A 22,502-nucleotide genomic window follows, 5' to 3' on the forward strand; every position below is an offset into this window, starting at 1 on the left:
CTCTAGAGTCCCTTGATCGTGATGGTGACGGTGGAGCCCTCGGGTGCGGTCTCGCCGCCCTCGACGGACTGGCTCACGACCGTGTCGCCGAGGAAGGGGAAGGACTTCTTGACCTCCACCTCGAAGCCCGCGTCCTCCAGGATCGTCCGGGCGTCCTCGGTGCTCTCCTCCGTGACGTCCGGGACCTCGATCAGCTTCGGGCCCTTGGAGACGGTGAGGGTGATCGTGTCGCCCTCGGCGGCTCGGCTGCCCTGGGCGAGGGACTGGGCGGCGACCGTGCCGGCGTCCTCGGGCGAGTTGATCCGCTCCGGCGCGACCCGCACGGTGAGGCCGGCCTCCTGGAGCGTGGCCGTGGCGTCGGCGACGGTCTCGGCGGTGACGTCGGGGACGTCGATCGGCGCACCCTTGCTGACCACCAGGGCGACGGCCGAATCGGGGCGGCGCTCGGTGCCGGGCTCGGGGTCGGAGCTGATCACGGCGCCCTGGGCGACGGAGTCGCTGAACTCGTTCGTGATCACCCCGGGGGCCAGCCCCTCCTTCTCCAGGAGGCGCTTGGCCTCCGGGAGCGGCTTGTTCCTGAGGTTGGGGACCTTCACGATCTCGGGACCCCGGGAGAGCGTGAGGACGACCGTGGCGTTGCCCCGGACGCGCTCGCCGGGGGCGGGGTCGACGGCCATGACCGTGCCGCGCTCGTACACGTCGCTGAAGGCACGTTTCGTCGTGCCCACGTCCAGGCCCGCGTCCTTGACCCGCTGTGTCGCGGCGGCCTCGGTCTGGCCGAGGACGGCCGGGACACGGGTGAACTGGCCGGAATTGATGTACCAGACACCGGTGCCGAGACCGAGCGCGAGCAGGACGCCGAGGACGATCAGGAGTGGGCCGCGAGGGGCTCGGGGGGCCTGGACGCGCCTGCGGGGCGCGGCCGGGGGCGGCTCCGGGGCCGGCAGCCGGTTCGTGTGCTGCACCTGCTGGACGTCGGACTCGGCCGGTACGACGCGGGCGATCACGCTCGTCCGGTCCTCGGCGGTGTCCCGGTCCTCGGCGCGCGCCTGCGGCGGCGCGGCGTCCAGCTGCGCGTCGCCGAGCGTGGCGCGGGCCTCCCGGAGGAGGGCGAGCAGCGCGACGGCGTCGTGCGGGCGGAGGTCGGCGTTGCGGGCGGCGGCGGCTGCGACCAGCTCGTCCAGTTCGAGGGCGAGCCCGGGGACGGTGGCGGAAGGGGCGGGCACGTCCGTGTGGAGGTGCTGGTAGAGGACCTGGGCGGGGGTGTCGCCCGCGTGGGGCTTGCCGCCGGTCAGCATCTCGTACAGCACGACACCGCAGGCGTACACGTCGGCGCGGGTGTCCGCCGTGCCGTGCTCGATCTGCTCCGGCGCGAGGTACGAGACCGTGCCGAGGACCGAGCCGGTGGTGGCGGTGGCCGAGCCCACGGCCCGTACGAGACCGAAATCGGCCACCTTCACCCGGCCGTCGTCCCCTATCAGGACGTTCTCCGGCTTCATGTCCCGGTGCACGAACCCGGCCCGGTGCGCGGCGCCCAGCGCGGCGAGGACCGGCTCCAGGATGTCGAGCGCCGCGCGGGGCGTGAGGGCGCCGCGCTCGCGCAGGACGTCGCGGAGGGTGCAGCCGGCGACGTACTCCATCGCCAGGTAGACGTACGCGCCCTCGGCGCCCTGGTCGAAGACGCCCACGACGTTCGGGTGGGCGAGCCGGGCGACGGACTTCGCCTCGCGGATGAAGCGCTCGACGAAGGCGGCGTCCGTCGCGAGGGAGGGGTGCATCACCTTGAGCGCGAGGACGCGGTCGAGGCGGGTGTCGACGGCCCGGTAGACCGTGGCCATCCCGCCGACGGCGATGCGCGCGTCGACGCGGTAGCGGCCGTCGAGCAGCCGCCCGACGAGGGGGTCCTGAAGGGTCGTGTCCACGGCGTCGAGTCTACGAGCCGTGGACACGGCCCCTGTGCGGGTGCCCCGGTACTGCAGCGCACCTGTGACGAGCGCCGCCGCCGGGCCGGATCAGAACGCCGGGCGTTCCGGGTCCAGGTGGGGGCGGCCCTCCACCGGGGACGAGGCCTCCGCGAAGTGGCGGCGGGGGATACGGCCCGCCCGGTGCGCGAGGCGGCCCGCCTCCACCGCGTGCCGCATCGCCGACGCCATGAGCACCGGCTCCTGCGCCCGCGTCACGGCCGAGGCCAGCATCACCGCCGCGCACCCCAGCTCCATCGCGAGCGCCGCGTCCGAGGCTGTGCCCGCCCCGGCGTCCAGGATCACCGGCACCCCCGCCCGCTCCGCGATCAGCTGGAAGTTGTGCGGGTTGCGGATGCCGAGCCCCGAGCCGATCGGGGAGCCCAGCGGCATGATCGCCGCACACCCCACGTCCTCCAGCTTCCGCGCGAGGACCGGGTCGTCGTTCGTGTACGGGAGGACGGTGAAGCCGTCGTCCACGAGCGTCTCGGCCGCGGCCAGCAGCTCCTCGCCGTCCGGCAGCAGGGTCCGCTCGTCGGCGACGACCTCCAGCTTGATCCAGTCGGTGCCGAGCGCCTCCCGGGCGAGCCGGGCGGTCAGGACTGCCTCGCCCGCCGTGAAACAGCCCGCCGTGTTGGGCAGCACCCGGATGCCGAGCCGCTCCAGGACGGAGAGGACGGAGCCCTGGACCGTCGGGTCGAGCCGCCGCATCGCGACGGTGGTCAGCTCGGTGCCGCTGGCGATCAGCGAGCGCTCCAGGACGTCGAGGCTCGGCGCGCCGCCGGTGCCCATGATCAGGCGGGACGAGAACTCCGTACCGCCGAGGACGAACAGGTCGTCGGACATCGCGCTCAGCCTCCCTGCACCGCGGTCAGGACCTCGACCCGGTCGCCCTCGCCGAGCAGCGTCGCCGCCCACTCGCTGCGCGGGACGACTGCCTCGTTCACGGCCGCGGCCACCCCGGACGGGGCCGTGCTCAGGCTCGCGACGAGGGCGTCGAGGGAGACGGGGCCGGTGAGCTCGCGCGCCTCTCCGTTCACGGACACGTTCATGCGGGCTGCTCCTGACGTACGGGAGGGGTGGTGGAGAAACGGCGGGGGGTGAAGGGGCGCGCCTCGTCGGGGAGGGCGCCCGTGGTGAGCAGCTCCGCCATGACGTCGCCGGTGAGCGGGGTGAGCAGCACCCCGTTGCGGTAGTGGCCGGTGGCCAGGTGCAGGCCGGGCAGGGCGCTGGGGCCGAGCAGCGGCGCGTTGTCCGGGGACGCGGGGCGCAGTCCGGCCAGCGTCTCGGTGAGCGGGAGCTCGGTGATGCCGGGGACGAGTTCGTGGGCGTCGCGCAGCAGCTCGTACACCCCGCCGGCCGTCACCGTGGTGTCCCAGCCGAGCTCCTCGCTGGTGGCGCCGACGACGAGCTCGCCGTTCGCGCGCGGCACGAGGTAGACGTGGCTGCCGCGGACGACGGCCCGGACGGTACGGGACAGGAAGGGGGCGTACGCGGCCGGGATCCGCAGCCGCAGGACCTGGCCCTTCACGGGGCGGACCGGCGGCAGCACCTCGTCCGGCACGCCCGCCAGCCGCCCGCTCAGGCTGCCCGCGGCCAGGACGACCTGGTCGGCCGTCAGCTCCTCGCCATCGGTGAGGAGGACCCCGCGGGCCCGGTCGCGGACGACCGTGAGGCGCTCCGCGAGGACGCGGTGGAAGACCACCCCGGCCCGCTCGCAGGCGACGAGGAGCGCGGCGGCCAGCCGGCGCGGGTCGACCTGGTGGTCGCCGTCCACGCGCAGTCCGCCGCGCACGCCGGGGGCGAGCATCGGTTCGAGACGGCGGCACTCGCGCCCGCTCAGCCACTCCGAGGAGAGGCCGCAGCGGGTCTGGAGGGCGTGGAGTTCCCGCAGATGGGCCCGGTCGTCGGCGTCGAGGGCGACGGCGAGCGTCCCGCAGGCGCGGTAGCCCACGTCGTGGCCGGTGGACTCCTCCAGTTCGGCGACGAACGCGGGATAGCGCGCGGCGGAGGCGAGGTTGAGCCCGAGCAGGGTCTCCTCGCCGTAGTGGAGCTCGGTGACGGCGGCGAGCATCCCGGCCGCGACCCGCGCGGCGCCGCCGCCCGGGTCCGGGTCGACCACGGCGGTGCGCAGCCCGCGCCGCGCGGCCCGCCAGGCCGTGACCAGGCCGATGATGCCGCCCCCGACCACGAGGACATCGGAAGAACGCATGGGCGTCCAGCCCCTCCCTTCGCCGGCATGACCCGGATCAGGTTCGTACGGTCGGAGGCCGCCCAGCCTCCCTCTCAGCCCGGTGCGTCCGGGCTCCCGCGAGTGCTTTACGCCCGCCAGACTAGCTTCCGCCCGCGGCCGGCCACAGACCCCTCCCCGGACGCTCCCCGGACCGTCACCGGGCCCCTCCCTTCCTGACGGTCCGTCAGATGCGTAAGGTGGACGGGTGAGCGAGCAGAAGCAGGCCCAGCAGCAGGTCGTGATCGTCGGCGCCGGAATGGCGGGTGTGCAGACCGCCGTCGCCCTGCGCGAACAGGGCTTCACCGGCCCCGTCACCCTCATCGGGGCCGAGCCCCACCAGCCCTACGACCGGCCCCCGCTCTCCAAGGCGATCCTCCTCGGCAAGGCCGAGGACTCCGCCTTCGACGTCGACTTCGAGGCCCTCGACGTCGAACTCCGCCTCGGCCTCGACGTCACCGGGCTGCGCGCCGCCGACCACGAGATCGACACCGAGGCCGGACCCGTCCCGTACGACGTCCTGGTCGTCGCCACCGGGGCCCACCCGATCACCCTGCCCGGCGCCGAGGGCGTCCCCGGGGTGCATCTGCTGCGCACCCTCGACGACGCCGTGCGCCTCGGCCCCGTCCTGGAGCGCCGCCACACCGTCGTGGTCGTCGGCGCGGGCTGGATCGGCGCCGAGTTCGCCACCGCCGCGCGCGAGGCGGGCTGCGCCGTCACCGTCGTCGAGGCGGCCGACCGCCCCCTCGCCGGGGCCCTGCCCGCCGAGGTCGCCGCCCCCATGGCCGGCTGGTACGGGGCGAACGGCGCCGAACTCCTCACCCACGCGCGCGTGGACACGGTCGAAACCGGCCGGGTCGTCCTCGCCGACGGCCGGGAGCTGCCCGCCGACGCCGTCGTCGTCGGCATCGGCGCCCGTCCCGCCACCGGCTGGCTCGCCGGCTCCGGCATCGCCCTCGACCCGAGCGGCGCCATCACGGCCGACGAGCGGCTGCGCACCTCCCTGCCCGACGTGTACGCCGTCGGCGACTGCGCCTCCTACCCCTCGGCCCGCTACGGCAAGCGCCTCCTCGTCCACCACTGGGACAACGCCCTCCAGGGCCCGCGCACCGTCGCCGCCACGATCACCGGCGCCGACACCGGCCCGTACGACCCCGTGCCGTACTTCTGGTCCGAGCAGTTCGGCCGGTTCGTCCAGTACGCCGGACACCACGCGGACGCCGACGAGCTCCTGTGGCGCGGCGACCCGGCCGAGGACACCTGGTCCGTGCTCTGGCTGCGCGCCGGGGTCCCGGTCGCCCTCCTCGCCGTCGGCCGCCCCCGCGACCTGGCCCAGGGCCGCAAGCTCATCGAGACGGCCACCGCCGTCGATCCCGCGCGCGCCGCCGACCCGTCCGTCCCCCTGAAGGCGGCGGTCCGATAGGGCCCGACCCCCCTGAAGGCGCAGTCGGGCAGGGCCCGGGTACCGGCTGTCGGTCCGGGATGGCAGGCTTGTCCTGTGACCGAGATTGACGTAAAGATCGATGCGCTCGTCCCCGCCTGGCTCTACGTGCCCGACATCGCGGAGGCGCTCGATGTCGACGTGGTGCGCGTGCGACAGCTGATCAAGGATGGCCAGCTCATCGCCGTGCGCCGCGGCGAGAACAGGTCCCTGCAGGTTCCCGCCGCCTTCATCCAGGGCGACAAGATCGTCAAGGGCCTCGTCGGCCTCCTGACCGTCCTGCGGGACGACGGCTTCAGCGACGAGGAGATGCTGGAGTGGCTCTTCACTCCGGACGAGAGCCTGCCGGGCACGCCCGCCCAGGCCCTCAATGAGAATCGCGGCACGGAGGTGAAGCGCCGCGCCCAGGCGCTCGCCATCTGACGCCCGTACGCCATCAGGCGGCGGTGCGCTGACGCACCGAAGACACCACCAGCGGGTGTCGCGGCGACCGGCCCTCCCCGGGCCGGCCGCCGCGGCACCGGCGACACCGACGGGGGGAACCCACCCATGCCCACGCCTCGTGAGCGGCTCGCCGACGCCCGGCTCTACCTGTGCACCGACGCCCGGAAGCGCCAGGGCGACCTGCCCGCCTTCCTCGACGCCGTGCTCTCCTCCGGCGTGGACATCGTGCAGCTCCGCGACAAGGGCATGGAGGCCGGCGAGGAGCTGGAGCACCTCGCCGTCTTCGCCGAGGCCGCCCGCCGGCACGGCAAGCTCCTCGCGGTGAACGACCGGGCGGACGTCGCCCACGCCATCGGCTCCGACGTCCTCCACCTCGGCCAGGGCGACCTGCCCGTGCCCGCCGCCCGCGCGATCCTCGGCGGCGGTGACGGCGTACTGATCGGCCGCTCCTGCCACGCCGAGTCCGAGGCGGCCGCGGCCGCCGTCGAACCGGGCGTGGACTACTTCTGCACCGGGCCCTGCTGGCCCACCCCCACCAAGCCCGGGCGGTACGCGCCGGGGCTCGACCTCGTGCGGTACACGGCCGGTCTGGCCCAGAACCGGCCGTGGTTCGCCATCGGCGGCATCGACGAGACCAACCTCGACGAGGTCCTGGACGCCGGCGCCCGCCGGATCGTCGTCGTCCGCGCGATCACCGAGGCGGACGACCCGGCGGCCGCCACCACCGCCCTCGCCAAGCGGGTCCGGGAGCGGGCCACGGCCTGAGCCCGTTCGCGGGCGGGTGTTCTCCGGGCGCCCCGAAACGGCGCCCGCGAGATTGTCCGAAAAATTGTCCACAACGCGGACGCCGTCTACGCGGGTCCTCGTCCCCCGTCTAACCTGCCCGTATGGCCCTAGGTACCGCTTCCGTCCGCTCGGACCGCGCACGCACGGTCCGCGAGATCCTCGCCTCCGGCGGCACGTCGTACTCCTTCGAGTTCTACGCGCCCCGGACCGCGAAGGGCGAGCAGGTCCTCTGGAACGCGATGCGCCGGGTCGAGGCAGTCGGCCCCAGCTTCGTCTCCGTGACCTACGGCGCCGGTGGCACCACACGGGGTGGCACCGTCAAGGCCACCCAGAAGATCGCCTCCGACACCACGCTCACCCCCGTCGCGCACCTCACCGCCGTCGACCACTCGGTGGCCGAACTGCGCAACGTCCTCGGCCAGTACGCCGACGCCGGCATCCGCAACATGCTCGCGCTGCGCGGCGACCCGGCCGGCGACCCGCTGGGGGAGTGGGTCGAGCACCCGGAGGGCGTCCGGTATGCCGCCGACCTGGTCCGGCTCATCAAGGAGTCGGGAGACTTCTGCGTCGGCGTCGCGGCCTTCCCCGAGATGCACCCCCGCTCCACCGACTGGGACAAGGACATCCGGCACTTCGTGGACAAGTGCCGCGCGGGCGCCGACTACGCGATCACCCAGATGTTCTTCGATCCGGAGAACTATCTGCGGCTGCGCGACAGCGTCGCCAAGGCGGGCTGCGAGACCCCGATCATCCCCGAGGTCATGCCCGTTGTGAACGTGAAGACCCTCGACCGGCTGCCGCAGCTGAGCAACGCCACCTTCCCGGCGCATGTGAAAGACCGCATCCTCGCGGTCAAGGACGATCCCGCCGCTGTACGCTCCATCGGTATCGAGTTCGCGACGGAGTTCTGCGCGCGTCTGCTCTCCGAGGGTGTCCCCGGACTGCACTTCATCACGCTGAACAGCTCCACCGCGACGCTCGAGATCTACGAGAATCTCGGACTGCACCAGCAGTCGTGACCGGTCGTACCCGCCCCGACCCGCGGCGGTGACCGTGGAGAGGGGCGGCGGGGCATGGGGTGGACGGTCCTCTACATCGCATTCGGCGTGGTCGCGCTGTGGCTGCTGGGGGAGGTGCTCCTCCAGTACAAGGCGCGGCTGCGCTGGCGACTGCTCGCCTTCACCGGCTTCCTCGGTGTCGTCCTGGGCGTCCTGCTGCCCTCGGTGGCGGTCATCATCGCCGGCGCGGTCGCCTTCGCCGTCGGCCAGACCTATGTGACGCTCTCCTTCCGCCGCGGCTTCTCCACCGGCTGGGCGATCGGCGGGAACCCCGGCGCGAGCCGCCGCCGCAAGGCCGGTTCCCCGGCGCAGGCCGGGCCGACGCTGGAGGTCACCGAGCTCTCGTACGACACCGCCGACGCCTATGACACGGCGGACGGCCACCGCCACGAAGACCCCGCCACCGCCGCCGAGACCACCGCGGTCTACGAGCCCCAGCCGCTGCCGGACGAGACCGGCCAGTACGGGATCTACGACCTCGGCCACCAGGACGCGGGCCACACCGGTCACCACGACACCGGGCACCACGACACCGGCCAGGGCGCGGGCTACGGCACGGGATACGAGCAGCCGCAGCAGCCCGCCTACGACCCGTACGCCCCGGCGTACGAGCAGCAGCAGCCGGCCTACGACTACGGCACGCCCGCCGCGCAGCAGCAGTACGCCGCCTACTCCGACCCGTACATCGGCCCGGGCACGGACGGCCAGCAGTACACCTCGTACTACGGCGACCCCTACGCCCCCTCGTACACCTACGACACCCCGCCCGGCGGCGTCTGGGTCCCGCAGCAGCGCGACACCGAACAGCCCCCGCAGCAGGCGCCGCAGCAGCAGAGCCCGTACGGCTACGAGCAGCACCCGGACGAGCAGCAGCAGTACCGCTACTGACCGGGCGTGCCCTGGGGGGTGTCTCGTCGATCAGGCCCGGCCTGATCGACGAGACACCCCCCAGGTCCTTTTCAGCGCGAGCCGCGGAAGTCCGCGCCCTCCACGATCAGACCCGCGACCAGCGCGCCCGACATGCCCGCGTGGGCGAGCCCGCCGCCCGGGTGGGACCAGCCGCCGGCGAAGTACAGGCCGGGCAGCGGGGAGACGTTCGCGGCGGGCAGCAGACGGCCGTCGGCCCCGCCGAGCGCGGGGCCCGGCACCTCGGCGATCCCGGTGTCCCGCCGTACGTCCTCCGGGGTGCGGACGTGCCGCCACAGCAGCCGCTCGCGCAGGCCGGGAACGGCGAGACCGGCCGCGTCGACCATCCGGTCGGCGAAGGTGTCCCAGTCCTCTCCCGAAGCCGCGCGGACCGTCGCCGTGACCGTCACAGCCTCGTGGGTGTCGTCGGGCCGCAGCGCCGGGTCGTCCGGCCGGAGGACCGTCACGGTCGGCCGCTCGCCGGCCCCGTGCACGACCGTGCGGTGGACCGCCGTCGCCTCCCGGGGGCCGCGCAGGGCCAGACACACCGTCACCCGGCTCGTCCCGATCTCCTGGTGGAGCGGCCAGTCGTCCTGCCGCTCCCAACCGATGACCTGGTCGCTGTAGAGCACTGGGACCGGCGCGCCGGAGACCACGTGGTCGGCCTCGACCGTCTCGCCTCCGGCGAGCCCGACGCCGGCCGCCCGGCCGTTCTTCTCCAGGACCTCCTCCACGGGCGCCTCGAAGACGAACTCCACCCGCCGCTTGCGGCAGCGCTCGTACACCGCGTCGGCCAGGGCCCGCAGGCCCCCGCCGACGTACCAGCTGCCGAAGGTCTGCTCCATGTACGGCAGGACGGCCGCGGCGGCCGGGGCGGTCGCCGGGTCGAAGCCGTACGACCAGGCGTAGGCGTCGAGCAGGGCGACGAGCCGGGGATCGCGCAGCTCACGCGCCCCGACCTGGGCGAGCGTCGTCGTCGGACGCCGCAGCAGGCCCGTCTTGAGCGCCGGGTACGGCTCCCGGGCCAGCGGCGCCGGGTCGGCCGGCTGCGGCTCCTCGAGGAGCGGGCGCCGGGTCCGGTCCCAGGCCTCTCGGGCCCGCACCAGGAACTCGCCCCAGCGCTCGCCCGAGCCCGCGCCGAGCGCGGCGTCCAGGGCGGCGACCGTGCCGGCCCGGGAGGCGTTCGGCAGGTCGACGCGCGTGCCGTCCGCGAAGACATGACGACTCGCCGGATCGACCTGGGTCAGTGCGAGGCACTCCTCCAGGGGCTCCTTGCCCGTCTTCACGAACAGGTCCCGGTAGACGGCGGGCAGGTGCAGCAGCCCCGGGCCGGTGTCGAAGGCGAAGCCCTCGCGGGCGAAGCGGCCGACCGCCCCGCCGTACGTCGCCGTCCGCTCGTACACCGTCACCCGGTGGCCCGCCACGGCCAGTCGGGCCGCCGTCGCCATGGCGCCGAGTCCCGCGCCGATCACCACAATCCGTGCCATGTCAGCGACCCTATCCGGCGGGTCGGACAGCGCTCAGAAGTGGTCGGACTCGTCCGGCGGGGGCTGTGTCCGTGCCGCGCGTCTCCCCGCGTACGCCAGCTGCTTCTCCTCGCGGCGCTGGGACCGGCGGCGCAGGAAGCGGCGGATCTTCTGGGCGAGGAAGAACAGTATCGCCAGGCCGAGGGTGAGCAGGACGGCCGCGATGATCGACGCCGCCACCGGGTTGAAGATCGCGAAGGTGACGATCGCGGCCACGCCGAGGTCCTCCGCCAGGCTCAGCGCGACGTTGGAGAACGGCTCGGGCGTGGTGTTGACCGCCATCCTCGTCCCGGCCTTGACGAAGTGGCTCAGGAGCGCCGTCGTGCCGCCGACCGCGCCCGCCGCGAGCTGCGGCAGCGAACCGTCCTGACCGGCGAGGAGAGCGGCGACCACGGCCCCCGCGATCGGCCGGATCACCGTGTGGACGGAGTCCCAGGCCGAGTCGACGTACGGAATCTTGTCCGCCACCGCCTCGCACAGGAACAGCACGCCCGCGACGACGAGGACATCGGTGCGCTGCAAGGACTCGGGCACCTCGTCGGTCAGCCCGGTCGCGCCGAAGATGCCGAACAACAGGACCACCGCGTACGCGTTGATCCCGCTCGCCCAGCCGCTCGTGAACACCAGAGGGAGTACCGACACGCCCGCGATCGTAACCAGGACTGAGTATCCGTACCTAGAGGGCGAGATGAGTAGATGCGCGGATGGGCCGGGGCCCCTCCGGACGGAAGAGTGGTGACCACGGAAGGGGCGCGGCTCCGGCACCGCCGGCACGGGGCTGCGGAACGGGGCCGCGCGCCTACCGACTCCGGGGTACGGGGGATGTGCCACGGGGGTGCACGGGGGTGCACGCGAAGAAGGAAGGCCGGTGCGGTGAGGCTCGGGGGGATCGAGCCTCACCGCACCGGCCTTTTCGCGTGCCGTGGACGGTCCGACGGACGGTGGGCGGCACCTGCTGTCGGGCCGCCCTTAGGGGCCTACCGGCCGCCGACCCGGCCGTGGAGCAGGCGCGAGAGCGCCGCGTGCACGTCGTCGAGCGAACGCTCGCTCTGGAAGGCCTGCCAGTCGAGCGCCGCCACGAGCACCATCCCGACCAGGGCCGCCGCCGTCAGCTGGACGTCGATGTCCTCGCTCAGCTCGCCGGCCGCGACCCCCTCCCGCAGGACCCCCTCGACCACCGCGACGGCCTCCTGGCGGACCACCAGGAGCGTCGAGTTCCAGGCCCGGTTGGTGCGCCAGAGCTCGGCCACGTACAGCTGGGTGAAGGCCGGGTAGCGGTCGATGAAGACGAGTCCCGCCCGGATCATCGCGTCCAGCGCGTCGATCCGGCTGCCGCCCCGCTCGTCGGTCTCCTCGGCCGCGGCCCGCAGCGAGGCGGTCAGCAGGGAGACCCCGTGCCGCAGCAGCTCCTCGAAGAGCTCGGTCTTGCTCTTGAAGTTGTAGTAGACCGTGCCCTTGGCCACTCCGGCCCGCTCGGCGATCTCGTCCACCGTCGTCGCGGAGAAGCCCTGCTCCGCGATGAGCGTGACGGCCGCCTCGTAGAGCTTCGCGCGCGTGGCCTGGCGTCGGGTGCTGCTGCTGTCCATGGGGTCGATTCTCACAGGTGTCGCGGGTGTCACCGGGCCCTGTCTCACAGGGTCAGCTCGGGGTGGAGTCGGTCGAGCGTCCAGACCTGCCGCTTGCGGGCGGAGACGGCGGTCAGGGCCAGGGCGCCCAGGGTGAACGCGGCCAGCACCGCGCAGGCCTGCCAGACCGGTTCGATCCCGCCGCCCGTGATCAGCCGGCGCAGCGCCTCGACCACGTACGTCATCGGCAGGAAGGGGTGGATCGCGTTGAAGAAGCCCGGGCTGGTCTGGACGGGGTAGGTGCCGCCCGCCGAGGTCAGCTGGAGCATCAGCACCGCGAGCACGAGGATCCGGCCCGCCGCGCCGAAGCGGGCGTTCAGCCACTGGATGATCGCGGCGAAGCAGCAGGTGACCAGGGCGAGGAAGCCGATCGTGCCGGCGGCCCTGGCCATCTGGAGGCCGAGGCCCCAGTGCAGGACCGACATGAGGGCCCCGACCTGGAGGATGCCGATCGCCGCCACCGGCAGCCAGCCCGCGAGCGCGATCCGCCAGGCCGAACCGCCGGCGGCGAGGGCGCGCCGGTTCAGCGGCTGGATGATCATGTACGCGACCATCGCGCCGACCCAGAGGGAGAGCGGGATGAAGTACGGGGCGAAGCCCGTGCCGTAGTTCGGCGCCTTGTGCAGGGACTGGGAGGCCAGCTGCACCGGGTCGGCCATGACCTCCGTGCGCCGGTCGCGGTCCTGCTCGTCGTAGTCGGGGATCTGCTTGACCCCGTCGTGCAGACCGACGGCCAGCGCGCCGGAGCCGTCGGCCAGCTTGAACAGACCGCCGTCGAGCTCGCCCGCGCCCTTCTTGAGCTTGCCGATGCCGGTGTCGAGGCCGGCCGAGCCGCTCTTGGCACCGCTGATGCCGGTGTGGAGCCTGTCCGCGCCGTCGGCGACCTTCTTGGCGCCCGCGTTGAGCTCGTTGATCTTCCTGATGGCGTCCTCGACGTCCTCGTCGAGGTGCGGGGCGCGGACGGCCAGCTCGTCGGCCTGCTTCTTGAGCTTGACGAGCCGCGCGTCCAGGGTCTTGAGGTCGCCGGTGCTGTCCTTGGTCAGGGTGTGCACGTCGTCGGCGATGGTGGCCACGTCGTTCGCGGAGACCGTGGCCTTCTTGAGCACCCCGCACACCTTGGCGTCGGGCTCCGGGTTCTTCTCGCACTCCTCGCGGTGGAGTGCGGCGAGCCCGTCGTCCGCCGCGTGCGCGCCGGCGCGGACCACGGGGGCGCGCCTGACGAGGTCGTCGAGGTTGTTGCGGACGGCGGTGATGGAGTCCGAGGCGAGGCGGGCGGTGTCGCGGATCGACCTGCCGTTGTTCGCGAGGTACGGGCGGACCTTGTCGGCGGTGCCGTTCACCTTGTCGGCGAGCTCCTGGGTGCCCTTCGCGACCTTGCGGGAGCCGCTCTCCAGGTCCTTGGCGCCCTTGTCGAGCTTCTTCAGCCCGGCGGCCAGGTCGCCGCTGCCCTCCTTGGCGTCCTTGAGGCCGGCGGCCAGGTCCTTGGAGCCCTTCTTCGCCTTGTCCACACCGTCCTTGAGGTCGTCCGCGCCCTTGGCGGCCTTCGCGGTGGCCTCGTGGATGTCGGAGAAGGAGATGAAGATCTTGTCGAGGAAGGTGCGCGAGGACTTGGTGGAGGCCGCCGTGCGCACCTCGGAGAAGACCGTGCGGGAGATCTGGCCGACGATGTAGTTGTTGGCGTCGTTCGTCCGGACCCGGAGGGCGCCGGTCTCGGGGGAGTCACCGGAGCTGGAGGCGATCCGCGAGCTGAAGTCGCCGGGCATGGTGAGGGACAGGTAGTACGTCCCGTCCTCGACGCCCTTGCGCGCCTCGGCGTCGCTCACCCGGTGCCACGCGAAGGTGTTGCTCTCCAGGAGCCCCTCGGCGATGTCGTCACCGGCGTTGATCTTCTTGCCGTCGGTGGTGGCGCCCCGGTCCTCGTTGACGAGGGCGACGGGGATCTTGTCGAGCCTGCTGTACGGGTCCCAGAACGAGTACAGGTACAGGGCGCCGTAGAGCAGCGGCAGCAGCAGGATCGCGACGAGCGCGGCGCGCGGCAGCTTTCCCCTGCCGAAGCGCTTCAGCTCAAGAGCGGCCAGTTTCGGCGAGCGCATCGGCCGTCCCCTCCTCGGTGTCGTCCTGGGTGTCGTCTTCGGTGGTGGCCGCGGCGGGCTCGGCCTCGCCGGGCTCCGGCTCGGTTGCCGCTTCGGGCGCGGGCGCCGCCTCGGCGGGCTTCGCCGGCTTCGCGGCCTTCTGAGGCTTCGCGGCCTTCTCGGGCTTCGCGAGCGTCTCCGGTTCCGTGGCCTTCTCGGGCTTCGCGACCTTCTCGGGCTCCGTGGCCTTCTTCGGCTCGGCGGCCTTCTCGGGCTCCGTGGCCTTCGGCTCGGTAGCCTGCTCCGGCTCCGTGGCGTTCGGCTCCGTGGCTCGCTCCGGCTCCGCCGCGTCGGCGATCGTCGTGATCCGCTGGGCGTCCGCCGGGGCCTCGGCGCAGACGGCGAGGACGGTCGTCCCGGCCTCGGCCACCGAGCGCAGCAGCGCCCAGGCCTCGGCCCGGTCGGCGTCCGAGAGCTTCAGGTCCGTGTCGTCCAGGGCGAGCAGCCGGGGCCGGCCGATGAGGGCCAGCGCGATCGAGAGCCGCAGCGCCTCGAGCCGCTCCAGATCGCGTACGGAGGTCCGCTCGCCCTTCGGGAGGGCGTCGAGGTCGAGACCGGAGGCCGCGACGGCCTCGTCGATCCGGGTCCGGGCCTCCGCCGCCCGCTCGGCGGGGCGCCGCAGGAGCGCCCGCACGGAACCGTCGAAGCGGCGCTGGACCAGCACCCGCTCGCGCAGGTGCTCGGCGACCGTGAAGGCCGGGTCCAGCTCGCTCACGCCGGGCACCTGCCCGAGCGCGCTGATCCGGCGCACCGCGCCCAGCTTGCGGGGCAGCCGCACCCCGCCGACCTCGGCATGCCCCTCCGTGGCCTTCATGCGGCCCGTGAGGGCGAGCAGCAGGCACGTACGACCTGAGCCGGACGGGCCCTCGATCGCCACCAGCGCGCCCGGTTCCGCCCGGAAGGAGACCTCCCGGAAGGCCCAGCCGCGCGGCCCCTTCAGTCCGAAGCCGTCCGCGACGACGGCGGCGCCGTGCGGCTGCTCCTCTGCCTCCGCTCCCACGGGCCCACCCCCCCACTTCCCCATTTTTGAACTGACTGGTCAGTTCAAAAGTTACCCCGGGGTAGTGGATCACGCAAAAGCCCAGGTCAGCCCGCGTTGTCAGTGGGGCCCTGCACGATGGACACATACGGCCACAGCGCCGTCACGCGACGACAGGAGGCACGTCATGGCCAGCCCTTCCGCAGCAGCCGCGCCCCGCCCCCGCCCCGGCGGCACCGCCGCTCCCGCACGGTCCGGACCAGCCTCCGACGTCCACCCCGTCCCGCGTCGCGCCGGCGCCCCGCCCGCCGCCCTCGACCTGCTCGCCAAGGCCCGCGCCGGACTCGCCGAGGCCGCCGTCCTCGACCGGCCCCACGAGCGGTACGCCACCGCCCACCTCGCCGCCCTGCGGGCCGCGGCCGCCGTGCTCGCCGCCCGGGCCAGGCCCGAGACCGCGCCTCGCCACCGGCAGCGCATAAGGAGCGCCTGGGAGCTGCTGCCCCAGCTCGCGCCCGAGCTGACCGAGTGGAGCGCCCTCTTCGCCTCCGGCGCCCAGCGCAGGGCCCGCGCCGAGGCCGGGATCACGAGCGCGGCGAGCCGGCGCGAGGCCGACGACCTGCTGCGGGACGCCGCCCTGTTCCTGCGGCTGGTCGAGCGGCTGCTCGTCCTCCAGCCGGTGCTGCCCCGTCAGCCGGGGGCCGGAGAGGCCGACGGATGATCCGAAACGCAGGCCGGAGGCCATAGGGTGGGGAGCGTCCGTACCCGTCACCGAGGAGTCAACAGCCGTGCCGGACCCTTCCCCTGTCTTCGGTCGAGAGACGTCGTCGCGACCGTCGCGCGCCTCCCTGCGTACCGCCGTCGTCTGGGACGTCCTCAAGGACGCCCTCGACCGTCGGGTCAAGGCCACCGGGAAGGACAGCCTCGATGTCCTCGACACGGGCGGCGGCTCCGGCAACTTCGCCGTGCCGGTGGCCCGCCTCGGACACCGCGTCACCGTCGTCGACCCCAGCCCCAACGCCCTCTTCGCGCTGGAGCGCCGGGCCGCCGAGGCCGAGGTCGCGGACCGGGTCACCGGTGTCCAGGGCGACGTCCGCGGTCTCTTCGACGTGGTCGAGCGCGAGCAGTACGACGTCGTGCTCTGCCACGGCGTCCTGGAGTACGTCGACGACCCCGCCGAGGGCGTGCGGAACGCGGTCGCCGCGCTCCGCGCCGGCGGCAGCCTCAGCCTCCTCGCCGCCGGGCTCGGCGGCGCCGTGCTGGCACGCGCGCTCGCCGGGCACTTCACCGAGGCCCGGCACGCGCTCACCGACCCGGACGGCCGCTGGGGTGCGGGCGACCCGGTGCCCCGCCGCTTCACCGCCGAGCAGCTCGCCGAGCTCACGGCGGAGGCCGGTCTCGAGATCGGCGCCGTGCACGGCGTCCGGGTCTTCGCCGACCTGGTTCCGGGCGTCCTCGTGGACACCGAGCCGGGCGCCGCGGAGGCTCTCCTCAAGCTGGAGGCCGCGGCCGCGGAGCTGCCCTCCTTCCACGCCATCGCCACCCAGCTGCACGTTCTCGGCGAGAAGCGCGCCTGACAGCCACCGGCACTCGTTCGGCGGTGCGGGCCGCAGACGGCGATGGAGTACGCCACAGCCCGCCCGATGTGGGGTTCCGCCCCGTATGATCGGGGGACACCATCCGGCATGACGGAGATGGTGCTGGGGAATCAACGCCTCAGCAACCGATCCGCATGGCGGCCCGGATTGGCTATTCGGCATTGTGGGCGGGTTTCACGGGGGCGATTCCCTGCCTATCCTGAAAGGGCCGCAAACCGGTCGCCCCCGCGACCGACGACTAGGAGGACTCCGTGCCGCTCTCGGAGCACGAGCAGCGAATGCTCGAGCAGATGGAGCGAGCGCTGTACGCCGAAGATCCCAAGTTCGCGACAGCGCTCGAGGGAAGCGGGCTGCGTACGTACACCCGCCGACGGGTTTACCAGGCAGTCGCCGGCTTCCTGGTGGGTATCGCGCTCCTCATGGCCGGAATGGTCGCACAGCAGATCTGGATCAGCGTGGTGGGATTCCTCGTCATGCTGGGCTGCGCGGTCCTGGCGGTCACCGGATGGCGCAAGGCGCCCAAGCCGGGCGAACAGCAGGCCAGGGGTGGGACGGCGACCGGTGGTCGCCAGACCCGGCAGCGACGCTCCGCCATGAATCGGATCGAAGAGCGGTGGCAGCGCCGCCGCGACGAACAGCAGGGCGGCGGCCACTGACGGCCCCCTGAGCGGTAGCCCCGCACCCTGACAACGATCGAGCCCCGCAGGGCCCGCGCCATGAGGCGCGATGCCCTGCGGGGCTTCGTCGTTCCGCCGGTGCCTCCTGGAGCCCGACTTGAGCCCGCCTCGCACCCGACTTGCGCTCACCTGGCCCCCGACGTGTGTCTGCCTGGGGCCGCCTGGTGGACCGCCACTCCGCCGGAGCGGCGGTCCACCAGGGCCGTCAGCCCGCTTCGCGCGGGGTGCGGCGGAGGAGCGAGGCCGTACGCGAGACCAGCGTGTGGCGGCGTACCGACCACACCGTCGTCGCGGCCGACCAGCGGGCCGAGGCCTCCCAGCGGAGACGGACCGCAGAGCGCGGGGCCAGCCCCGCGCGCAGCCGCGCACGGCGGTCGGCGCTCGCGTGGAAACCCGCCCTGACCCGGGCGGCCTCCTCGGCGAGACCCGCGGCCGGCACGGGCCGGGGCGCGTACAGCACCTCCTCCACCGCACGGGCCACGCGGTGCACCGCGTCCGCCGGTTCGCCCCTCAGCTCACCCAGTCGGACCATCCGCGCCGCCGTCTTCCTCGGCGTCATCGACTCGTCCGGCTCGACCCCGTAGTCCCAGGCCGTGTCGGTGATCTCCTGCCAGACCGCGAGGGTCCGCGCCGCCAGGTCCTCCGGACCGCGTCCGCCGCCCGGACCGAGCCGCCGGGCCCGCACACGGGTCCGCCACAGCGCCGGCAGGAACGGCAGCGCCAGCACCACGAGCGCCCCGAGCGTCAGCAGCACGGCCGTCAGGGGGTTCGGGCCGGAGCCGTCCGCCTCCGCACCGGCCACCGCCGCGTCGGGACCGCAGTCGCCGAGCCGTTTCATCTGCGGCGTGCAGCTCTCCGAGGCGCTCGGCGCGGCGGACGGCTGCGCCGAGGCGCTCTGCTCGGGCTGCGCGGGACCGGTGGCCGTACCCGAGGGCGTGTCCTGCCGGGTGTACGCCGGGGTGGAGCCCCGCGACGGCGTCGGCTCGAAGCGCATCCAGCCCGCCCCGTCGAAGTACAGCTCGGGCCAGGCGTGCGCGTCCCGGATGCCCACAGAGACCGAGCCGTCGGTCTGCGTCGTCCCCGGCATGAAGCCGACGGCCACCCGCGCGGGGATGCCGAGCGAGCGGGCCATCGCCGCCATGGAGAAGGAGAAGTGGACGCAGAAGCCCTCCTTGTCCTTCAGGAAGCGGGAGATCGCCTGCACCCCGGTGCCGGAGCTCACCTCGACGTCGTAGCGGAAGCCGCCGTCGTCGGCGAACCAGTTCTGGAGCTTCACCGCCTTCTCGTAGTCGTTGCGCGCACCCTTCGTGACCTCCCGGGCCGTCGCCTTCACATCGGCGGGGAGGGACGCGGGGATCTTCGTGTACTCGGCGCGCAGCTTCTCCGGGGCGGTCCCTGCCGCGGCCAGCTGTCCGGACGTGGGCTGCACGTCCAGGCTGGAGACCTGGTAGCGGATGCCGCTGGTGGTCTGCTTCTCGTCGCCGACGAGCATCCGGCCCGCCGGCTCGAAGCGCCACTTCCCGCTGATGTCGACCCGGCCCGCCGGGTACGGCATGGGGAGCCACCGCTGCTGGTACGCCTCGGAGGCGACGAGATTGGTGGTCACCTCGCTGACCTTGACGTTCTGAGCGAGCCCCTCGGGCCACGGCAGCTGCTTCGGCACGTCCTCGATCGGGCGGACCGAGGACTTCCAGGAGGCGCCGTCGAACTGGTCGAGGGCGACGAGCCGCAGGTACAGGCCGCTGGTGTCGCGGGCGTTGGTCCGGTAGCGCAGGACCTCCCGGTCCTCCGGCTGGCGCAGATTGTCCTGGAGGGAGACCAGCGGGTTCACGGCGGAGATCGTGCCGCCGGGGCCGGAGCCCCCGCCGCCCTCACCGCCGCCACCGCCGAACAGACCGCCGGAGAGGCCCGGCAGCGCGAGCGGTACCACCAGGGCGACGCCCATCGCGACGGCGCCGATCCGGCGACCGGTGCGGGCGGGGGCGAAGGCGGGACCGCCGCTCGCGACCGCCGAGCCCGGCCGACCCGAACGCTGGGCGCCGCCGAAGACCCGCCCCCACTGGGAGAGCCGGTCGCGGCTCTCCGCGAGGAGCAGCAGCAGATAGCCGGAGGCCGCGAGGAGGAACCAGAGCCAGCCCGCGCCGCCACCGGAGAGACCCGCCGCCACCGAGTACAGCGCGAGCAGCGGAAGGCCGGCCGGGGCCGCCCTGCGGAAGGTGACCGCGAGGGTGTCCACCAGGAGCCCGATCGCGACGACCCCGCCGACGAGCATCAGCCGGATGCCCTCGGTGTCCGGCGCCGGGATGGCGTACCGGCCGACGTCCTCGGCGCCCGCCTGGAACAGATCGACGGCGTGCGAGACGGCCTGCGGACCGGGGATCAGCCAGAGGACGGCCTGCTCCCGGGCGAAGAACACCGTGAGCGCGAGCAGCACGACGGCCACCTGCGCGAGGAGTGTCAGCGGCCGGGCCAGCGGTACCCGCCGGGCCAGCGTGCCCACACCGCTCACCAGGGCGAGGACGAAGGCCGCCGTGAAGATCCAGGTCGCCGGCTTCACCAGCGGGAGCAGCGCCCCGGCCGCCATCAGGGTGGCGCCCCAGGAGGCGAGGGTCAGCCGTGCGCGGCCGCTCATGACCAACCTCCGTAGCTGTCGGCGGCGGATTCCGTACGGGCTCCCGCCGCCTGCTGCCACAGGTCGGCGATCCGCGCCCCCGGCGGTACGGCCAGCGCCGTCCAGCCCGCCTCGCGCAGCTGCCGTACGCGCTTCTCGACCCGCCCGCTCACCGCGCCGCCGGTCAGCCAGGTGCCCGAGTCCAGGAAGAAGGCGACGGCCGCGCCGGACCGCCCGCGCATCCGGGCGGTCAGGGCCGCCTGCTCCTCGTCGAGGTCGCCGAGGAAGGCGATGAGCAGTCCTTCGTTCCCGCCGCGCAGGACGTCGGAGGCGCGGGAGAGCCCGGCCCCTTCGGAGTGGTCGACGATCGCGAGGGTGTCCATCATCAGACCGGCCGTGTCGGCCGAGTCGTGTGCCGAACCGGCGAAGCCTTCGGAGCCCTCGCCGGGCACGGCGCTGCCGGTGTCGGTGAGCAGCCGGACCGCGTAGCCGCGCTCCAGCATGTGCACCAGGGAGGAGGCGGCGCCGGAGACGGCCCACTCGAAGGCGGAGTCGGGGCCCGTGCCCTGGTAGGCGACCCGGCGGGTGTCCAGGAGCACGGTGCAGCGGGCCCGCTGCGGCTGCTCCTCGCGGCGGACCATCAGCTCGCCGTAGCGGGCGGTGGAGCGCCAGTGCACCCGGCGCAGGTCGTCGCCGTGCCGGTAGGTGCGGGGGATGACGTCGTCGTCGCCGGCGAGCGCGAGGGAGCGCTGGTGCCCTTCGCCGTACCCCGCGGCCTCGCCGGCGAGCTTCACCGGGGGCAGCGGCTCCGTGCGCGGGACGACGGTGAGGGTGTCGTACGCGCTGAAGGCACGGGTCAGCTCGCACATCCCGAAGGGGTCGTTGAGCCGGAGCTGGAGCGGGCCCAGCGGGAAGCGTCCGCGCAGGTCGGAGCGGACCCGGTAGGAGACCTCGCGCCGGCCGCCCGCCTCGACCCGGTCGAGGACGAAGCGGGGGCGGGGCCCCAGCATGTACGGCACGTGGTCCTGGAGCATGAGCAGCCCGGTGGGGAGCTTGGAGACGTTCTCCATCCGGAGCTGGACCCGGGCCTCGGAGCCCGCCTCCACCCGCTGCGGGGTGAGGCGGCGGGAGGCCGCTACCCGGTAGCGCGTGCGGTGCAGCACGAGGACGCAGATCAGCGGCAGGGCGGCGAGGAGCAGCCCGACGCGCAGCAGATCGGCCTGGCCGAGCACGTACGCGCAGACGGCGGCGGCCACCCCGGCGGCGAGGAAGGACCGGCCGCGGGTGGTGAGACCGCCGAAGGCGGCCCGCAGACCGCCCCGGTCGTCGTCGCCCCGCTGCCCGTCCGGTACGGCAGCGCCTGTCATCACAGCCGCCGGGCGCCGGGCTGCTGCTGGCCGTAGAGAGGTCCGGCGGGCGGGGCCGCGGCCGGGACGGGGGTGCGCTGGAGGATGTCCTGGACGACCTGCTCGGCGGTGCGCCGGTTCAGCTGGGCCTGCGCCGTCGGCAGCAGCCGGTGGGCGAGGACGGGCGCGGCGAGGGCCTGGAGGTCGTCCGGCAGGACGTACTCGCGGCCGCTGAGCGCGGCGGAGGCCTTGGCGGCCCGCAGCAGGTGGAGCGTGGCCCGGGGGGAGGCGCCGAGCCGCAGGTCGGGGTGGGTGCGGGTGGCGGCGACGATGTCGACCGCGTACCGGCGGACGGCGTCGGCGACGTGCACCGCGCGCACGGCCTCGATCAGCTTGGTGATGTCGTGGGCGTGGGCGACCGGCTGGAGGTCGTCCAGCGGGGACACCGAGCCGTGCACGTCGAGCATCTGGAGCTCGGCCTCGGCGCTCGGGTAGCCCATGGAGACCCGGGCCATGAAGCGGTCCCGCTGGGCCTCGGGCAGCGGGTAGGTGCCCTCCATCTCCACCGGGTTCTGGGTGGCGACGACCATGAACGGGCTGGGCAGCTCGTAGGTCTGGCCGTCGACGGTGACCTGCCGCTCCTCCATGGACTCCAGGAGCGCGGACTGGGTCTTCGGCGAGGCGCGGTTGATCTCGTCGCCGATCACGATCTGCGCGAAGATCGCGCCCGGCTTGAACTCGAACTCCCGACGCTGCTGGTCGAAGATCGACACGCCCGTGATGTCCGAGGGCAGCAGGTCGGGGGTGAACTGGATGCGGCGCACCGAGCAGTCGATGGACCGCGCCAGGGTCTTGGCGAGCATGGTCTTGCCGACGCCGGGGACATCCTCGATGAGGAGGTGCCCCTCGGCGAGCAGCACGGTCAGAGAAAGCCGTACGACCTCGGGCTTGCCCTCGATCACACTCTCCACCGACCCGCGGACACGCTCCGCGGTCGTGGTCAGATCAGTGAGGCTCGCTCGATCGTCATAGGTCGTCACCCGGCCCTCCTCGGCCTTCCGGAACACGGACACCTGCCCCCGGGGACATGTTTCGGGGGGTGTCACGCGAGCATTCTTGTTGGCGTGGCCGTGTCGTGTCACTCGCCTGTGGACAAGTGCGAGGGAAATGCCGGGGTTTGATCCG

At 73.5% G+C, this 22,502-nt stretch carries 20 protein-coding genes and 1 riboswitch; of the genes, 8 read left to right on the plus strand and 12 right to left on the minus strand.

Annotated elements, in window-relative coordinates; genetic code table 11:
* Window positions 1-2: 2 nt before the first annotated feature.
* The 4 genes from pknB to thiO form a co-directional block, all read right to left on the minus strand.
* Window positions 3-1,922: a Stk1 family PASTA domain-containing Ser/Thr kinase gene (pknB, locus tag SGA01_RS11500; protein WP_167534061.1), complete on the minus strand. Its 1,920-nt coding sequence runs from the start codon at window positions 1,920-1,922 to the stop codon at window positions 3-5.
* 90 nt (window positions 1,923-2,012) lie between these two features.
* Entirely contained in the window at window positions 2,013-2,807 is a 795-nt protein-coding gene (locus SGA01_RS11505; protein WP_024755576.1) for a thiazole synthase, read from the minus strand.
* 5 nt (window positions 2,808-2,812) lie between these two features.
* On the minus strand, window positions 2,813-3,013 hold the full coding sequence (gene thiS, locus SGA01_RS11510) for a sulfur carrier protein ThiS (protein ID WP_055644026.1): 201 nt from the start codon (window positions 3,011-3,013) through the stop codon (window positions 2,813-2,815).
* Window positions 3,010-4,173 (minus strand): glycine oxidase ThiO, encoded by a 1,164-nt coding sequence (thiO, locus tag SGA01_RS11515; protein ID WP_141296169.1) that lies wholly within the window; start codon window positions 4,171-4,173, stop codon window positions 3,010-3,012. Before thiO ends, thiS begins: the two co-directional genes overlap by 4 nt.
* A riboswitch (TPP riboswitch) is annotated at window positions 4,171-4,283 on the minus strand. (Overlaps the previous gene by 3 nt.)
* A gap of 116 nt (window positions 4,284-4,399) precedes the next feature.
* Between thiO and SGA01_RS11520 the strand changes: the two genes are divergently transcribed.
* From SGA01_RS11520 to SGA01_RS11540, 5 genes are all read left to right on the plus strand, one after another.
* Window positions 4,400-5,614 (plus strand): NAD(P)/FAD-dependent oxidoreductase, encoded by a 1,215-nt coding sequence (locus tag SGA01_RS11520; protein ID WP_141296172.1) that lies wholly within the window; start codon window positions 4,400-4,402, stop codon window positions 5,612-5,614.
* 75 nt (window positions 5,615-5,689) lie between these two features.
* Complete coding sequence (locus SGA01_RS11525; protein ID WP_141296175.1) at window positions 5,690-6,055, plus strand: Rv2175c family DNA-binding protein; 366 nt, start codon at window positions 5,690-5,692, stop codon at window positions 6,053-6,055.
* A 126-nt stretch (window positions 6,056-6,181) separates the two neighbouring features.
* Window positions 6,182-6,841, plus strand: a complete 660-nt coding sequence (gene thiE / locus SGA01_RS11530) for a thiamine phosphate synthase (protein WP_141296178.1) — start codon at window positions 6,182-6,184, stop codon at window positions 6,839-6,841.
* A 122-nt stretch (window positions 6,842-6,963) separates the two neighbouring features.
* Entirely contained in the window at window positions 6,964-7,881 is a 918-nt protein-coding gene (gene metF, locus SGA01_RS11535; RefSeq protein ID WP_055644031.1) for a methylenetetrahydrofolate reductase [NAD(P)H], read from the plus strand.
* A gap of 54 nt (window positions 7,882-7,935) precedes the next feature.
* Window positions 7,936-8,808 (plus strand): hypothetical protein, encoded by an 873-nt coding sequence (locus SGA01_RS11540; protein WP_141296181.1) that lies wholly within the window; start codon window positions 7,936-7,938, stop codon window positions 8,806-8,808.
* 71 nt (window positions 8,809-8,879) lie between these two features.
* Here the strand turns inward: SGA01_RS11540 and SGA01_RS11545 are convergent, their stop codons facing one another.
* The 5 genes from SGA01_RS11545 to SGA01_RS11565 form a co-directional block, all read right to left on the minus strand.
* A complete protein-coding gene (locus SGA01_RS11545; protein WP_174867272.1) occupies window positions 8,880-10,313 on the minus strand; it encodes a phytoene desaturase family protein in 1,434 nt (477 codons plus the stop codon).
* Between the two features lie 33 nt (window positions 10,314-10,346).
* The gene (locus SGA01_RS11550) at window positions 10,347-10,994 is read right to left on the minus strand and encodes a DUF4126 domain-containing protein (RefSeq protein WP_141296184.1); all 648 of its coding nucleotides are present in this window, start codon (window positions 10,992-10,994) and stop codon (window positions 10,347-10,349) included.
* A gap of 335 nt (window positions 10,995-11,329) precedes the next feature.
* The gene (locus SGA01_RS11555) at window positions 11,330-11,938 is read right to left on the minus strand and encodes a TetR/AcrR family transcriptional regulator (protein WP_141296187.1); all 609 of its coding nucleotides are present in this window, start codon (window positions 11,936-11,938) and stop codon (window positions 11,330-11,332) included.
* 44 nt (window positions 11,939-11,982) lie between these two features.
* Window positions 11,983-14,070 (minus strand): YhgE/Pip family protein, encoded by a 2,088-nt coding sequence (locus tag SGA01_RS11560; protein WP_141296190.1) that lies wholly within the window; start codon window positions 14,068-14,070, stop codon window positions 11,983-11,985.
* Window positions 14,042-15,109, minus strand: a complete 1,068-nt coding sequence (locus SGA01_RS11565; RefSeq protein ID WP_229917784.1) for an ATP-binding cassette domain-containing protein — start codon at window positions 15,107-15,109, stop codon at window positions 14,042-14,044. The genes SGA01_RS11560 and SGA01_RS11565 overlap by 29 nt, the downstream gene beginning before the upstream one ends.
* Before the next feature lie 166 nt (window positions 15,110-15,275).
* Here SGA01_RS11565 and SGA01_RS11570 point away from each other — a divergent pair, with 166 nt between their 5' ends.
* The 3 genes from SGA01_RS11570 (at window position 15,276) to SGA01_RS11580 (ending at window position 17,339) form a co-directional block, all read left to right on the plus strand.
* Window positions 15,276-15,806 carry an SAV_6107 family HEPN domain-containing protein gene (locus SGA01_RS11570; protein ID WP_141296196.1) on the plus strand — a complete coding sequence of 177 codons (531 nt, stop codon included), beginning with the start codon at window positions 15,276-15,278 and terminating at the stop codon, window positions 15,804-15,806.
* Between the two features lie 67 nt (window positions 15,807-15,873).
* Window positions 15,874-16,662 (plus strand): methyltransferase, encoded by a 789-nt coding sequence (locus SGA01_RS11575; protein WP_141296199.1) that lies wholly within the window; start codon window positions 15,874-15,876, stop codon window positions 16,660-16,662.
* 272 nt (window positions 16,663-16,934) lie between these two features.
* Entirely contained in the window at window positions 16,935-17,339 is a 405-nt protein-coding gene (locus SGA01_RS11580) for an SCO2097 family morphological protein (RefSeq protein WP_055644039.1), read from the plus strand.
* A 226-nt stretch (window positions 17,340-17,565) separates the two neighbouring features.
* Here the strand turns inward: SGA01_RS11580 and SGA01_RS11585 are convergent, their stop codons facing one another.
* Genes SGA01_RS11585 through SGA01_RS11595 form a run of 3 tightly spaced genes read right to left on the minus strand, consistent with a single transcriptional unit; the run spans window position 17,566 to window position 22,357 of the window.
* Window positions 17,566-19,992 carry a transglutaminase TgpA family protein gene (locus tag SGA01_RS11585; protein ID WP_141296202.1) on the minus strand — a complete coding sequence of 809 codons (2,427 nt, stop codon included), beginning with the start codon at window positions 19,990-19,992 and terminating at the stop codon, window positions 17,566-17,568.
* Complete coding sequence (locus SGA01_RS11590; RefSeq protein ID WP_141296205.1) at window positions 19,989-21,338, minus strand: DUF58 domain-containing protein; 1,350 nt, start codon at window positions 21,336-21,338, stop codon at window positions 19,989-19,991. Before SGA01_RS11590 ends, SGA01_RS11585 begins: the two co-directional genes overlap by 4 nt.
* Window positions 21,338-22,357 carry an AAA family ATPase gene (locus tag SGA01_RS11595; RefSeq protein WP_141296207.1) on the minus strand — a complete coding sequence of 340 codons (1,020 nt, stop codon included), beginning with the start codon at window positions 22,355-22,357 and terminating at the stop codon, window positions 21,338-21,340. Before SGA01_RS11595 ends, SGA01_RS11590 begins: the two co-directional genes overlap by 1 nt.
* Between the last annotated feature and the right edge of the window lie 145 nt (window positions 22,358-22,502).

Origin of the sequence: Streptomyces gardneri, assembly GCF_006539185.1 — a bacterium.
Taxonomy (GTDB): Bacteria; Actinomycetota; Actinomycetes; order Streptomycetales; family Streptomycetaceae; genus Streptomyces; species Streptomyces gardneri.